This is a genomic window from Streptomyces sp. CB02400, from assembly GCF_001905725.1.
GTDB lineage: Bacteria > Actinomycetota > Actinomycetes > Streptomycetales > Streptomycetaceae > Streptomyces > Streptomyces atrovirens.
In genome coordinates this window covers 146,200-160,941 of the sequence record NZ_LIWB01000020.1, presented here as the reverse complement: position 1 = coordinate 160,941, position 14,742 = coordinate 146,200, and the positions used below count along the sequence as shown (strand labels likewise).

Annotated in this window: 10 protein-coding genes, 2 pseudogenes and 2 riboswitches; of the genes and pseudogenes, 5 read left to right on the top strand and 7 right to left on the bottom strand. The window is 71.3% G+C overall.

Going from position 1 to position 14,742, the window contains the following annotated elements; translation table 11 throughout:
- Window positions 1-237: 237 nt before the first annotated feature.
- Window positions 238-464: riboswitch (cobalamin riboswitch) on the bottom strand.
- A gap of 211 nt (window positions 465-675) precedes the next feature.
- The 4 genes from AMK33_RS34310 to AMK33_RS34290 all read left to right on the top strand — a co-directional run bounded on the left by AMK33_RS34310 (window position 676) and on the right by AMK33_RS34290 (window position 6,059).
- The gene (locus tag AMK33_RS34310) at window positions 676-1,656 is read left to right on the top strand and encodes a ferric reductase-like transmembrane domain-containing protein (RefSeq protein WP_073936915.1); all 981 of its coding nucleotides are present in this window, start codon (window positions 676-678) and stop codon (window positions 1,654-1,656) included.
- 26 nt (window positions 1,657-1,682) lie between these two features.
- Window positions 1,683-1,871, top strand: a riboswitch (cobalamin riboswitch).
- A 42-nt stretch (window positions 1,872-1,913) separates the two neighbouring features.
- Window positions 1,914-2,318, top strand: a complete 405-nt coding sequence (locus AMK33_RS34305; protein WP_073936914.1) for a hypothetical protein — start codon at window positions 1,914-1,916, stop codon at window positions 2,316-2,318.
- A 523-nt stretch (window positions 2,319-2,841) separates the two neighbouring features.
- A complete protein-coding gene (locus AMK33_RS34295) occupies window positions 2,842-4,830 on the top strand; it encodes a flavin monoamine oxidase family protein (protein ID WP_235618278.1) in 1,989 nt (662 codons plus the stop codon).
- 545 nt (window positions 4,831-5,375) lie between these two features.
- A complete protein-coding gene (locus tag AMK33_RS34290; RefSeq protein ID WP_235618277.1) occupies window positions 5,376-6,059 on the top strand; it encodes a hypothetical protein in 684 nt (227 codons plus the stop codon).
- Between the two features lie 551 nt (window positions 6,060-6,610).
- On the opposite strand, the gene AMK33_RS34285 is transcribed toward AMK33_RS34290, so the two are convergent.
- From AMK33_RS34285 to AMK33_RS34275, 3 genes and pseudogenes are all read right to left on the bottom strand, one after another.
- A complete protein-coding gene (locus AMK33_RS34285) occupies window positions 6,611-7,168 on the bottom strand; it encodes a pyridoxamine 5'-phosphate oxidase family protein (RefSeq protein WP_073936912.1) in 558 nt (185 codons plus the stop codon).
- A gap of 112 nt (window positions 7,169-7,280) precedes the next feature.
- Window positions 7,281-7,415: pseudogene (locus AMK33_RS44255) on the bottom strand (ATP-binding cassette domain-containing protein); the annotation flags it as partial.
- A 253-nt stretch (window positions 7,416-7,668) separates the two neighbouring features.
- A complete protein-coding gene (locus tag AMK33_RS34275; RefSeq protein WP_073936911.1) occupies window positions 7,669-9,078 on the bottom strand; it encodes an amino acid permease in 1,410 nt (469 codons plus the stop codon).
- A gap of 343 nt (window positions 9,079-9,421) precedes the next feature.
- Here AMK33_RS34275 and AMK33_RS44250 point away from each other — a divergent pair, with 343 nt between their 5' ends.
- Complete coding sequence (locus AMK33_RS44250) at window positions 9,422-9,661, top strand: hypothetical protein (RefSeq protein WP_079195071.1); 240 nt, start codon at window positions 9,422-9,424, stop codon at window positions 9,659-9,661.
- 93 nt (window positions 9,662-9,754) lie between these two features.
- Here the strand turns inward: AMK33_RS44250 and AMK33_RS34265 are convergent, their stop codons facing one another.
- The 4 genes and pseudogenes from AMK33_RS34265 to AMK33_RS34250 all read right to left on the bottom strand — a co-directional run.
- On the bottom strand, window positions 9,755-10,726 hold the full coding sequence (locus AMK33_RS34265) for a GlxA family transcriptional regulator (RefSeq protein WP_073936909.1): 972 nt from the start codon (window positions 10,724-10,726) through the stop codon (window positions 9,755-9,757).
- Window positions 10,727-10,874: 148 nt separating this feature from the next.
- Complete coding sequence (locus tag AMK33_RS34260; protein ID WP_073936908.1) at window positions 10,875-11,513, bottom strand: HD domain-containing protein; 639 nt, start codon at window positions 11,511-11,513, stop codon at window positions 10,875-10,877.
- A gap of 168 nt (window positions 11,514-11,681) precedes the next feature.
- Complete coding sequence (locus AMK33_RS34255) at window positions 11,682-13,559, bottom strand: LamG-like jellyroll fold domain-containing protein (RefSeq protein ID WP_073936907.1); 1,878 nt, start codon at window positions 13,557-13,559, stop codon at window positions 11,682-11,684.
- Window positions 13,560-13,852: 293 nt separating this feature from the next.
- Window positions 13,853-14,245 (bottom strand): annotated as a pseudogene (locus AMK33_RS34250) (oxygenase MpaB family protein); the annotation flags it as partial.
- Window positions 14,246-14,742: the final 497 nt, after the last annotated feature.

The window sequence follows — 14,742 nt, the reverse complement described above, 5'->3', positions numbered from 1 at the left end:
CACTCCAGCGGACGTGACCGGCGGGTGCGAATGCCGGGCCTCGGCACCGCCAGCCCCGGCCCACCGGCCGGCGCGTCGGCCCAGGGACGGTGTACCCGAAGAGAACCGACTGGGTGACGCACACTTCTTGTCCGTCCCGGCCCTTGGACATCGGCAGGGAAGGAGGCACGGCCACACGCACGACGTACGACCGTCCATGCCGCCGACCCAGTCCACGAGGTCACGTGCACAGCCCGCGGGACGCGGGAGCAGTGGCAGGTCTTCGGACTCGCGGGCACGTCCGCCGAAAGGGCGGACACCTGCCGGCCGTCTCTTCCCCGGCCCTGACGCGGACCCAGTGAGATCGACGGCTTTCGTTCCCACTCACCGCTGCGGGACAGCCCCGGATTCGCACCGGGTTCCCTCTTGCGTCGCGCCACCGGGCGTCCGTGCGGACGGGAGGCGCGAACCGACTGCGTGTATCAGCGCGGAGGCGCTCGTATCCCTGCGACAGCGGGGCTTCGGCGGTTGTCTTGAACGTGGAGGGGGAGGCAGGAACCAGGTGTGCCCCGCGCACTCCTCGTGGTGGCTCTGGCCGGATAACGCCTCTGGGGATCACCGTCCCCTCAGCCAGACTTGTTGCCTCACGACACATGCGCACCGTTGCTGCGATGGCCCGTGCCCCGGAGGCCCCTGATGACGTCAGACGCGAGGCCGGACGAAGACGGGGCAGTGGCCCCGCGCGAACGGCGACGGCCCCCTGGTGACCGCGTCGCGCTGCGCGGCGACCTGCGGGCAGCCCTGCCCGACGCCGGCGCGGCGGTGGTGGTCACGGCGCTCGTGTTCGCGTTCCTGTGGGCGCGCATGGAGTCCGGCGAGTCGGACACGGTCGCGGTCATGCCGTTCATGGACGACCCCGGCACCTACTGGATGTACCTGCTCAGCCAGGCGTTCGGGTGGTCGGGCCTGCTGTGGGCCTGGGGCACGGTCATGCTCGGTCTGCTGCTGTCGGGGCCGCGCCCCGCCCGGCTGCCGGTCTCCCGGCAGGTGCTGGAGCGCTGGCACCGCACCACGAGCCTGACGACGACGGCGCTGATGTTCGCCCACGCGCTGATGTTCGCGGCGGAACTCGTGCGCTACGAGACGAAGGTGGCGTGGGCGGAACGGCTGTGGGTGGCCTTCGCGGACACCTTCGTGCCGGGCTGGTACGACTCCGGAACTGGCCAGGTCGCCATCCCGATCGGACAGGGTGCCCTGTACCTGGCGATTCCGCTGGGGCTCCTGTTCTACGTCCGACACCGCATCGGGGCGAACACCTGGCGACGGCTGCACCGTTTCGTGATCGTCGTCTACGTGCTGAGCGTGTGGCACACACTGCTGTACGGAACCAACGTCTGGTACGGGGAGTGGCCGCGCACCGTGCTGTGGCTACTGCAACTCCCGGTCGCCGCGCTGCTGTTGCTGCGTCTGCTGAGACCTGCCCGGCGGGCCGAACGGCTGGGCTCCCCCGGCGGGGGCGCGGCCCGTCCGGGGTGGTGGGTGCGGGCGGCAGGACGGGTCGCGGTCGGGGCCGTCGTCGTCGGGCTGGTCGCCGTGGTGGTGTCCGGCCGTGACGGCGGACGGGACCGTCCGACCCATCCGCCCGCGACGACCCCCCACGCCCAGGAGACGGACTGACGGTCGGCACCGGGCGGACGGGACGGTGTCCCGGGATGGGATGATGGCCGGCGACAAGGCGACGGCGGAACGAGGAAGCCGGTGTGAATCCGGCGCGGTCCCGCCACTGTGATCGGCGAGTGCTTCCCTACAGGCCACTGCCCGGCAACGGGTGGGAAGGCCGGGACGAGCATCGACCCGAGAGCCAGGAGACTCACGCGGTCGCCTCCTCGACGGACCACCGGGGCGGATCTCCCCGGAGAGAGGGACGGCACCGCATGCCCGCAACGCCGACCGGACGAACGACGGACGACGCGAGGACCGAAGCGGCCACTGGCCCCGTGCCGTGCCGCGTCGTCGTGTGCCGCGACTGCTGCTGCGGCAGCCCCAAAGTGACCGGCGTCGACCACGCGGCCCAGACGGCACGTCTGCGCGCCCAGGTGCCGGTGCGGGTGTCCGCCTGCCTCGACGTCTGCGAACACGCCAACGTCATCGTCGTCCAGCCCTCCGCGGAGGGCAGGGCCGCCGGTGCCCGGCCCGTCTGGCTCGGACTGGTCAACGACCCGGACGCGACCGAGGACATCGCCGCCTGGGCCCGCGCCGGCGGACCGGGCGTGGCACCTTCGCCGGACGTTCTCGACCTGTACGCCATCACGCCGCCACGACGGCGTACGGCCTCCTGACCGTACGGACGGAGAGTCGGAAGGAGGACGAGAACCGCGCAAGACGCCCGTGCCTCGACGGCGTCCATTGCCGCCGCCCTGCACGACGTGGCGGGTCTCGGCGGCTTCTTCGCCCTGCAGGCCGGCGGACGGGACGACTGCCGGCATCCGGTCGCCCGTTCCTACGCGGTGGGTTTCACCGACCTCGCCGGAGCCGTCGCACGTCGCCACCGCACTCCGGAGCCGCGTGTCGACGTCTCCACCGCCCGGCTCGGTCACGCCGGGAGGTGCCCCGACCGCGAAAGCGCCGTCGCTGAGTTCCGCCAACGGAGGGGACGGCCGTCGGGTGCGGCCTTCCCCTCGTCGGTGGGCCCGGTCGCCTGGATCCGGTACCGTCCTCCGCCTTGCCGAACTCCACTCACGCGGGAGCGCGAGTCCCTGGTGAACATGGGCACGGACCGCAGACCCGTTCGGGTGGTTTGAGCGGCACGTCCGTGTGAAGGCGCTACCCCGCGTGCCGCTCGCGCACCAAGAGTGATGCGCGATGAACACTCAGAACGCGAACACCTCGGACGTGAGCACTCCGTCGACACACCAGGACGCCACTCCCTCCCGGCGCACCGTGGTCACGGCGACCGGCGCCTCGGCGCTCGCGGTCGGGCTCACCGCAGCCTCCGCCACCCCCGCGACCGCGCTCAGTCCCGCCACCGCGCCCGCCGTCAAGCCGGGTGCGGCCCCGCCCGGCACCGATCCGAAGGCGTACCGGACGGTCGCCCGCGCCGTCGTGGTCCACGACGAACACGACAAGCCCCTGGTCCCGGCCTACGTGAAGATCGTCGACAACGGTCTGCCGACCGGCAGGGGAAAGGCCACCAAGCGGGTACTGGTCGTCGGGGCGGGGCCGGCCGGCCTGCTCGCCGCCGACCTGCTCAACCGGGCGGGCCACGACGTCGTCGTGATCGAGGCCAACGGCAACCGGGTCGGCGGCCGCGTCAAGACCTTCCGCAAGGGCGGCCATGAGAACGGCGCGCAGCCGTTCGCCGATCCCCGGCAGTACGCCGAGGCCGGTGCCATGCGGCTGCCGGACAGTCACCCGCTCCTGATGGCCCTGCTGAAGAAGTTCGACCTTCCCCGCCAGGAGTTCTACCTGGTGGACGTCGATCCGGACGACCCGGCGACGAAGACCAATCGCACCTGGATGCACGTCAACGGCATCCATGAGCGCCGGGCCGACTACGAGAAGAACCCGGAAAGGGTCAACGACACTTTCAACGTCACCGGCGCGCACCGGAAAATGACCGCCGCCGCCATCCTCGCCGACGCGCTCGAACCCGTACACCGACTCGTCCGGGGCAAAGAGGGGACCGCCCTTGTCGACGGGTGGACCGAGGTGCTCGAGAAGTACGGACACTGGTCCATGTACCGCTACCTCACCGAAGCCGCGGGGCTCGACACCAACACCATCGACCTGGTCGGCACCGTCCAGAACCTCACCTCGCGGTTGCACCTCTCCTTCCTGCACAGCTTCCTGTCCAGCGCACTGATCTCCCCCGGGACCAAGTTCTGGGAGATCAAGGGCGGGACCGCGCTGCTCGCCGACGCGCTGTACGCACCCGTGAAGGGAAAGGTACGGCTCGACCGGCGTGCCGTACGCGTCGAACGCGCGGGCGGCAAAGTGCGGGTGCACACCGTCTCGGAGGACTGCCAGACGGGTAAGGGCGGCACCACGGAGGTCTTCGAGGGCGACGAGGCGATCATCACCGTGCCCTTCTCCGGACTGCGGCACGTCGCATTCGACCCTCCGCTGTCGTACGGCAAGCGCCGGGCCATCACGGAGTTGCACTACGACGCCGCGACCAAGGTGCTGCTGGAATTCTCCCGGCGCTGGTGGGAGTTCACGGAGGCACAGTGGAAGCGGGCCCTCGACACGATCGAGGACGGCCTCTACGAAAAGTATCGGGCGGGCAAGGTCAGGGACGCCGGACATCTCGGTGCCCACAAGTCGGTGAAGGACCTGGGGGTGACGATCCCCGATGACCACAAGCACTGCTTCACCGCCTTCAGGCCCGCCATGGAGGGTGAGGTCGAGGCCGCCCACGTCCGCGGTGGCGGCTCTGTCAGCGACAACGCCAACCGGTTCATGTACTTCGAGCACGCCCAGCCCATGGAAGGCAGCGACGGCGGCATCGTGCTCGCCTCCTACAGCTGGTCCGACGACGCCCTCAAGTGGGACGCCTACGCCGACGAGGAGCGCTGTCTGCGCGCCCTCGCCGGAGTGCAGGCGGTCTTCGGCCGCCGCTGCGAGGTGTTCTTCACCGGCAAATGCCGGACCCAGTCGTGGATGCGGGACCACTACGCCTACGGAGAGGCATCCGTGCTCTTCCCCGGCCAGCACACAGAGCTGTTTCCCGACATCCCCACCTCCGAAGGACCCCTGCACTTCGCGGGGGACCACACCTCGATCAAGCCGGCCTGGATCGAGGGCGCTCTGGAATCCGCCGTCCGCTCCGCTCTGAAGGTCCACACCGGCTGACCGAGCCGGGCGGCATCCCCGACTCCGGGTCGCGGCCGGGCGCCCGGCCGCGACCGGTGATCCGGCTGGGCGGCCCCTGCCGGACTCCGGTGGTGCCGTGCGGTCTCCCGCGAGGCGCTCGCCCAGGCCGACCTGGCCGTCGAGGACATCGACGCGGTCGAGATCAACGAGGCATGCGCCGCCGTCGCCCTGCGCTACGTCGAGGACCGCCGCCTTCTCCACCAGTTCGAGAAGGCGGATCCATCCTGGTGCGGTGGTGTCCTGGCGTTCCGGATGGAAGCGGGTCGGCAGCTGCGCCTCGGTGCCGTGTTCCACGTACCTGCAGAGATCGCGAGACGAACCCTGACCGCCGGGCCCGACGGCGTCGGCCAAGCGGTTCGAGAACACCTGCGGTTCCAACTCCTCACTCGTCGGCTCGCAGTAGACGTCGCAACCGCCGGCCGTCCGCGCCGAGCGGCTACGGTGGTCCCACCGCCTTCCGCCGCCCGGGACGTAACGGAGGAGGGCGGATCGGCGGGCGGTGATGCCGGAAGGGGGCGGACGGGGTGGCTGGACGGGCGCGCTACTGGGCCGGGGTGGTGGCCTTGGCGGGGGTCGCGGTCCTGATCGGGCTGCTGGCACGGCCCTCGGGTGGCGACGGCGATACCGGCGGATCCGCCACGGCCCCCGCCTTCTCCGTCGCCCCTGGACCCTCCGGGCGGCCGGTCACTCCGACGGCCTCCGTGCCGGAGAGCCCCGTGGAGACGCGCCTCAACCTCTTCTCGTTCGGCGGCCTGTGCCAGGAGGACGGGAGCCGTCCGGTCCCCCGGGCGGCACGCGTGTCGGCGTCGGGACCCCGCCCCATGGTGGTCCATGTCAACGGGCTGCTGCACCAGTTCGAGGGCGCCGGCGGCTCCGACCGCGCCGACCCGTTCACGCCACTGCCCGAGCGGGTACAACTCGTCGCCTGCGCCCGGTACGAGGGGATGGGCAAGCTCCTGAGGGTGTGCCGGTACGAGGAGCCCGCCGAGGCGAGCCGGGAGATCTCCCACTACGAGGGCCGGTACGAGGTACGGGTCCTGGAGGCCCGTACCGGCCGCCTGCTCGGCACCCACCACATGGCCGCCCGCACCGCCGCAGCGTGCACACCGTTCGTCGAACGCGGCGCGGACACCAAGGAGTTCGAGCCCCCCGGTGACGCCGCGTTCCGAGATCTCCTCGGCCCGTACGCGCGCGGCGAGAAGCCTTGAGCGGGCCCTGGTCGAGGGTGCCGAAGCCGCTGTCGGTGAGGGCCACCACGTCGGGATGGCTGTGCGGATGGCGCAGGCCCTCGGGGTGTCTGTCCTGGGCGCGGTACGCCGGAAGACCCACCGCGACGGCAATCCCCCCGATGCCGGCGGCGATCGCGAACACCACGCCCGAATCGTAGTACCAGGCCGTCAGTCCGCCCATGATGAGCGCGGACGGCACCAGGATGAGCGCGAGGACCAGGCTCCACACGGCCGGCATCCGGGAGCGGAGCGCGGGGCGCCAGGCCTTCCTGCACCGGGCGCAGGGCGGGACGCGGATCCTGGCCTTTCGGTACGCGACGGTGATCGCCATCAGGTGGACGCCGCCCCCCTTCCTCACGGCGCGGCCTGACGTTCAGCGCGGACGGGCGTCGCGCCGTTTCGCAGTAACTCCGTTACTGCTCACCGTCGTTCACCGGATCCGTCCCCTTCCCCCGTGCCGATTCGTCCCGGCCGGACGGTTCACGCCCCGGGCAGCAGGACCTGCGGACTCCTGCTGTCCCGACCACCGCTCAGAACACCCACCGGGTATGGGTGTAGACCCCGTGGTCCCGGCCGAAGCCGTACGCCGTGACCGGGGCCACCGCGTACACCACCGCGTCCCCCTTCCGGAACGCGCCCCCGATCCCGTGGAAGGTGCCCTGGGGTGAGGTGATGTGCGGCCCGTACTTCGCCTCGAACGCGGCGATCACCTCCTCCAGCACCGCCGGATCCGTAACCGGCACGGCCTTGCCCTCGACCACCAGGTCGAGCCCTTCGGTGAGCGAGTTCCCGCCGGTGGTCAGCGCGCAGTGGGCGTCGTGAGCGAGGTTCCTCGCCTTCTGCTCTCCCGGCCCGGTGGAGAAGTAGAGCACGCCGTCGTGCCAGGCGGTGATCACGGGTGTGACGTGCAGCCGCCCGTCGGGCCGCACCGTGGACACCCAGAAGATCTCCGTGGTCTCCAACCGCTGTCGGGCCTCGGCCCACTCGGTGGCGGTGACCTCCGCGGCGCCCGGGTGGGGATTGAGCGCGGAGCTGTAGCGGGCGTCGAGCTCGGCCGCGGGTTGTTCTTCGGGTCCCTGTGTCGGCATGGCGGATCTCCTTCCTCACTTCCTTCTGACCGCCGGCGGTCCGAGCCGAAACCGTCACCGCACCCGTTCGTGTCCCGCGCAGACGGTAGGCGATCTGGAAGAGACGCAGGTCGCCGCTGAGGACGCGCAGCAGGGTGGTCTTCCCGGCGCCGTTCTCCCCGACGATGCCCACCAGCTGCCCCGCCCGCGCCTCGAAGCCGACCCCGCGCAGGACCTGCCGGGACCCGAAGCTCTTGCGGACCGCCATGACGCGCAGCACCACCGCCGGCCGCCGCCTCACGTCCGCGCCCGGGCGTGCGTACGTTCGGCGAACGGACACCAAAGGGGCGGCGGGCCCTCGTCCCGGTCGGCGTACAGCGGGCTCGAACTGGCCGCGGGGGCTCCTCGGGAGCGATGGAGTGCACGGGTTCCCACCAGCCAACGATCCACGAGCCCGCCGGGACACGCCACGCACGCTCCCGGCGTGAGCCGGTTGCTGATGACTGCGCGGTGACGCGTCACTACCCGCCGGCCGGCGCCTTCGGTCGCTGCTTGCGGGCCGCCATCACCGCGTGGACCAGCACGCCCGCGAGCAGGAACAGCACGCCTTGGTAGACGGCCGCGTATCCGGCGCCCGCGACCAGCCACAGCGAGAACGCGGCCGCGACCGAGGCGATCACGGCGTCGCGTGCCAGCCGTGCGCGGTCGACGCGGTCGCGGTGCCCGGAGAGGAGGTGGAAGATCTGTGCGGCGGTGGCCAGCAGGTACGGCACGGTCGCGGTGAACGTGGTGACGAGGACCAGGACCTCGAAGACCTTCGCCGAGCCGGAGGTGTAGTTGTAGACGGTCAGCAGTGAGGCGAGGACGACGGTGACACCGACGCCGACCGTGGGCACTCCGCGCCGCCTGCGCGCGAACGCGGCGGGGAACAGCCCGTCCTTCGCCGCCGCGTACGGGGTCTGGGCACTGAGCAGCGTCCAGCCGTTGAGGCAGCCGGTCATCGACACGAGCGCGGCCAGCGCCACGGCCCAGCCGCCCCAGGCGCCGCCGAACATGGCGTTGACGGCGTCCGAGAAGGGCGCGCCGGAGTCGACCAGGCGGTCGTGGGCGACCGTGCCGAAGACGGAGAGTGTGCCCAGCAGGTAGACGAGAGCCGCGCCCGCGGTGCCGATGACGGTGGCGCGTCCCACGGTGCGCCGAGGATCCTTGACCTCGCCCGCGCTGACGGCGGCGGACTCCACGCCGAGGTAGGAGAAGAGCAGGATGGCGGCCGAGGCGGACACCGCGCCGATCGCGCTGCCGCCTCCGGCGTGGAAGGGACCGAGGTTGTCCGGATCGAAGAAGAACAGCCCGCCGACGGCGACGAGCAGCAGCGGCACGAACTTCAGCACGGTGGACACCAGCTGCACGGCGCCGACGTACCGGGTGCCGGCGAAGTTGGCGAGCGCGGGCAGCCACTGCAGGACGAGGGCGGCGAGGCAGGCGGTCCAGCGGTGGTCGTTCACCGGGATCAGGACGTCGAGGTAGCCGACGGCGGCGACGGCGAGGGCCGCGTTGGACACCCAGGTGGTGATCCAGTACGCCCAGGCGGCGAGGAAGCCGGCGAAGTCGCCGAAGGCCTCACGGGCGTAGACGTACGGGCCGCCGGTGCGCGGGTCCCGTTCGGCGAGCCGGCCGAAGACCAGGGCGAGGGCGATGGCGCCGACGGTCAGGACACCGAAGGCGAGCAGGCTGATCGTGCCGTACGGGGCGACGGAGGCCGGGAGCAGGAAGATGCCGCCGCCGATGATGTTGCCCATGACCAGGGCGGTGGCGACGGGCAGCCCGAAACGGCGGGCGTGTCGGCCGGGGTGACCGGTGGTGTCGGCGGGGGCCGCGGGGGTCTCCTGCGGGGCCGGAGCCGGTGGGGGGACGGTTCCGGTGACGTGCATGGGGTGGTGCGCCTCTCTTCGAACTGCTGCCCGGGATCGCCGGGACGGCGCCCATGGTCGGGCATGGTCCGGGGCCGCTCCAAATCGGGCGCTTTTGTCCTGTCCTGACCCGTCCGGCACCGTAAAAGGTGCGATGCCGGGGGCCCGGAACCGGGAATCGTCCGGGCGTCAGGGGGCCGGGCTCGTCCGGTCGGCGGTGCGGACCTGGCGGACGTGCTCGGGGATGACGGAGGATCGCCGGCCTCGGCGTGAGAGGGCGGCGGCAGCTTTCGCCGGGGTGTCCGTCGAAGTGGACGCGCGGAAGGCGGATGTCCGGCCGGAGGCACAGGTGAGGAGTCCTGGCATGACCCGCGGTGCCCGCCTGGCCGCCCACGGCGCCGTGTCCACATCGCCGGCGCTGTGCGGTGATCGCCAACTGCGCGAACTGGTGGAGGCCGCGACACCGATCGGTTCCGGCATCGGCTCCCCGCGCACAGTCGGCTCGCACCTCTACCGCAGCTTCCCCAGGCTGGGCATCACCGCCCGCTCCCGGCTGCGCTACCTCATCGACGGCTCCCTGGTGACGGCCGGCCACCGGAAATGACGGCACGTCCGGCCGCCACGGACGCAGGCCGATGGAGCCGGCGGCGAGTGATCCCTGCCGCCGGACACGCCTGGACCTGCTGCGGGCCAGGTCCTACCGAGGGCGGGGATCGGGACGCGTGGTCGCGAACCGGGCGCGGTAGTGAGCCGGCGGGACGCCGAACCGGGCCACGAACGTCCGCCGCAATGTCTCGGCGCTGCCGAAACCCGCCACCCGAGCGGTTTCGGCCACGCCGTGACCGGCGTCGAGCAGGGCCTTCGCGTGGTCCAGTCGCACGGTCTCGACGAACTTACCGGGTGTCGTGCCGAGTTCGGCGCTGAACAGCCGGGTGAGGTGCCGGGGGCTCACCCCGGCGAGGTCCGCCAGCGAGTCGGTGCTGTGCTTGAGCGCAGGCTGCGCCGCGACCAGGTCGGTGACCGCACGCAGCGCGGGGGTGCGCGGCACCCGGACCTTCAGCGGTGCGGAGAACTGGGACTGACCTCCAGGGCGCTGCATGAACATGACCAGATTGCGGGCGACGTCGCGGGCGAGGTCCGCTCCGTGGTCGTGTTCGACGATGGAGAGCGCCAGGTCGATCCCGGAGCTGATGCCGGCCGACGTGATGACGTCACCGTCCTGGACGAAGAGTGAATCCGGCTCGACCTGGATGTCGGGGTAGGCGCGGGCGAGCAGCGGGGCGTGTCGCCAGTGGGTGGTCGCGCGACGCCCCGACAGTATGTCGGCGGCGGCGAGAACGAATGAACCCGTACATATGGAGACCAGCCTGCTCACGCGGGTACGCAGCTGCCGGACGGCGTCGGACAGCATCGTGGGGATCGGCTCGGTGACGAGTCGATCCCCACCCGTGACCACGAGCGTTTCGACGTCCTCGAGGTCGGCCGCGCTCGAGTCCACCGCCAGGCGTGTGCCGATCGACGTGCGCACCGGCTCGCCGGATGGCGAGGCGTAGCACAGCGTGTACCGGGCGCCGAACGTGTTCGCCTCGGCGAACACCTCCGCGGGGCCCGATACGTCCAGCATCTTCATGCCGTCGAACACCAGGAACGCCACACGGTGATCCGTCATGGGCTGTCCGCTCCTCTCCCTGCTCCCTCCCAGGATGTCCGAAGGCGGGGCCTCGGGGCTCAGGCGCCGGCCCCTGCCCAGGACCGCCGGCCGGAGCGCCCCGCCGGTCGACGCCCTCCCCATCACCGCTGCAGCGTCGCCGATCAGGTCACTCGGGCCAGGCGTTCTCCCGAATGATCCGGACGAAATCCTCACGCCGGAACGACGGGTCGAAGTGGGCGAGCACGTCGTCGTTCATCGTGCCGAACGTGGTCCGGGGCCGGTCGGACATGCCGTCGTAGAACGCCTGGAGGATGCGCCTCTTGAAGTCCGGCCGCGGGTGGACGGCCACCACCTCCGCACGCTGCTCCGGCGTGATCTCGTCGAGCCCCAGGCCCAGGACGTCGGTCTCGACGCCCAGGGTCACCACGGCGACCTCGGGCGCCAGGTGGAGCGGAACCTCCGGCGTGGTGTGCAGCGCGATCGCCAGCCAGACGTTGCGCGCCTCCTCCTCGGAGCGGCCGTGGTCCCGAAGGAACGCGTACGCCACCTCCGCACCGTCGAGCTCGAACCGGCGGTCCTTCGTGCGGTAGTCGTCCGTCAGGCCGAGATCGTGGAAGAGCCCGCCGACGTAGGCGAGCTCGGGATCCACCTCAAGCCCCCGGGCGGCGCTCTTGAGCACTCCCCACAGGAACACCCGGCGGGAATGGTGGAACAAGGTGTCGTCCGCCGCCTGGCGCACAAGCGCGCCGGCCTCGCGGACCAGGGCAGTATCCGGGATCGCGATCCCGGCGATCGTTTCGGGCACGGTGCCTCCTCGACAAGGAAGATCGGAGAGCCGGGTCGCGTCCCGGCTCATCCCACCCTCCCCGGCCGGCCCCCCACTCGGAACCGTCCTCAGGGACGGCTGACCCACAGATACGGACATGCGGGTGCGGGGTGGTGGCCGATGCCGGGCGACACCGTACCGCTGCGATCAGCCGGCGGGGGCCAGGAACTCGGCCGGGGACAGCGGGCGGCCGACGATGCGGGTGTCGCCCATCCAGCCGTAGAAGCCCTGTCCGAACCGCTCGTCGAACTGGGTGGCACCGAGCACGAAGGGTTTGCCGAGCGTGGCGATGCCGGTCGACGGCTGGGCCGGATTGCGGGCGATCTTCGAGCCGTCCACGTACACGATGGTGCGGCGGGCGTCGTTGACGACGGCGATGTGGGTCCAGCGTCCGACCGGGATCGCATGGCTCCACGAGGTCGGGTCGGCGTCCTGGCGGTCCGGATACACCACGAACTGAAGGAAGCGTTCCGGAGAGACGTTGAGGCTGCACGTGGGTTCCAGCGGAGACCAGCCAGTGGTTTTGCCGATGTCGCCGTTGCGTCCCTCCCAGCTGAGGATGCCCATCCAGGCGTGGTCGCCCTCGTACGGCTCGGGCAGCCGTACGAACGTCTCGATGGTGTAACCGCGCGGGAACTTCTCGCTGTTGAGGCGCGCGTGAGAGCCGGTGGTCAGGATGGCTCCGCGGTCGGGGTTCTTGCCCCCGTCGAAGCGGAGACTGGCGTGTGCGGGCTGCCCGGGGTGGTGTTCGGCCGAGACGGTGAGCACCTTCGGGTCACTGTCGTGCAGCCGGCTGACGGTGAGGTCGTTGCCGTTGCCGGACAGGTCACGCACGACGGTCCCGTCCGGGACCGGGGCGCCCGCCGCAGGCAGGGCCGCGCCCGAGGAGTCGAACCGCCAGTAGGCGACTGTGCCACGGGGCATGACGGCTGGGGCCGGCCGCGGCTTCGGCACCACAGGGGGAGCGAAGCGCCGGAAGCGGCCGGCGAAGTCGATCTCCAGGCTGAACCGGTCGACGGGACCGGTCAGTTCGAGTGTCTCGGCCTCCAACGGGGTGCGGTCGGACGCGTCGCGGGCCAGGAACCACGGGGAGAACGTCTCCACATCGATGACGCCTCGGACGAGGTCGAAGCCGTAGAGGCGGATCATCCCCGCGCCGCCGTAGTAACGGTCCTGATAGTTGGTGACATGCAGGTGGACATCGTTGTCAAAATCGTTGGCCAGGACGGTGCGGCCGGGCGGCCAGTAGTGCCCGCCGAGCGCGAGGAAGATCTGGTCGTTGCGGCGGATGAGCTTGTCCCACATGCGGGCGCCGTTGTCGGACAGATGGGCCGCGCCGTCGTCCCCGGCCCACACCAGGTCGTGGGTGGTCAGTACGGCGGGCAAGGTGCGGTGCTCGTCGAGCACGCCCTGGGCCCAGTGCAGGCCGGTGTCGGACACCCGCCAGTCCAGGGCGAGGACCAGCCACTCGCGGTCGGCCGCGCGCAGGACGTGGTAGCTGTTGTAGCCGTCGGGGGAGGCGCCGCCGAAGGTGGGCGCGGAGGCGAACCGGTGCGGGCCGAAGGCGTCCAGATAGGGAGTGTCACCCCGCTGGTCGTCACCGGAGGCGATGTCGTGGTTCCCGGCCAGGACGCTGTACGGCAGGTGACCGTCGATCAACCGGAAGGTGCGGGCGGCGAGGGTGATCTCCTCGCGTGTGCCGTGCTCCGTGATGTCGCCCAGGTGCGTCATGAAGGCGAGGTTGGCGTCCCCGCGCCGGCCCACCAGGTACCGGAACGTGGCCCGCAGCGGCTCGGGGTCGGCGCTGTCGGCGTCGAACAGGTACTGCGTGTCGGGCAGCACCGCGAGGCCGAATCGCGGCGAGGCGGGGTCGAAGCGACCCGGGCGTGCCGCGTCCGGGGCGGCGTGCGCGGGCTCGACGCCGGTGGCCAGCGCGGCGGCGCTCATGGCGCCGACAGCGGGAATCGCGACGGCGGCCTGCAGCAGGCTGCGTCTGTCGGGGTGAGAGGAATCGGCAGGGGTCATTCCCGCTCCTTGTCACAGGTGGTGAGTGGGGGCTGGAGGACACTCTCTCCACCTGCTGTGACCATGCCGGGACAGCCAACTGAACGCCGCTCGACGAAGGATGAGCCGGGGGGCATGCTCTCCACGTCAGCCACCACGGGATGCCGACGCTCAGGGCATCACGGGATGGGGAACGTCCACCCAGTCGGCCCGAAACGGCCGGCGGCGTGCGCACAGGAGAGTCATGCCTGTGCGAGCAGTGGGTCGTGGGGCGTGGAGCGCCGGCGGCCGGACATGAAGGACAGGAAGTCCTTCATGGGTGCGACGACCCACGCTCGTACGCCGGGGTCCATCGCGGCGTAGGGACGATGGTGGGCGTCGGTACCGTTCAGTCGTGCGTGCAGGCGGTTGAGCCGGGCCGCCTCGCGGCTTCGGACGTGATCGTCGGCACCGGACGTGCGCTGCAGACTCAGGAAGGTGTTGCGCAGACGCCGCCAGGGATGAGCGACGGACGTGGAGTCGTCGATCCGTACGGCGCCGATCTGAGGGTGTGCCGCCTCCAGGACGGTGACCCGGACCATGGCCAGTGCCCGGCGCGGGTCGTTGACGAACCCGTGGAACTGCGAGCCGGGCCCGAATGCAGTCGACGGAGAGCCCGGCCGGCTGCGCGAGCTCCTCGCGGCGCAGTCCCGGGGCACGACGGCCATCCGCCACGGTGAACCCGGCGTCCGCCGGGGAGAGTCGGTCACGCCAGGCGCGCAGGAGCGCACCGAAAGCGGAACGGGAGGAAGCCATGGGTTCGTTCTCGCCGTGCGGCGCCGGATGGGCCCGGGTACTGCCAGTCCCGGTGACGGGGACGGCACTGGCCGGCGCCGGCGGCAGCGGCGAACGTGGAGATTCCCCGAACCGAGCGCCATCGGCTGACCACAAAGGAACAACTTCCCACGCAGCACACCATCGTGATGACCGGCGCGAGCCGCGGGATCGGCCGCGTCGCCGCGGAGCACGCCCTGCGCCGGTCGTCAGGCGTGCACCTCCTCGTCGTCGCCGTGATTCCTCCGGCTCACAGCTCGCCACGGGCGGTCACACGGTCTCGTACGTCTCGGCGGACATCAGCTCACCGGAGAGCGTCCGCCCGGCCGCCACCGAGACCCGTGACCGACTCGATGGCGGTGAACTCCCCTCGCTGAGCGGCTTCGTAGGC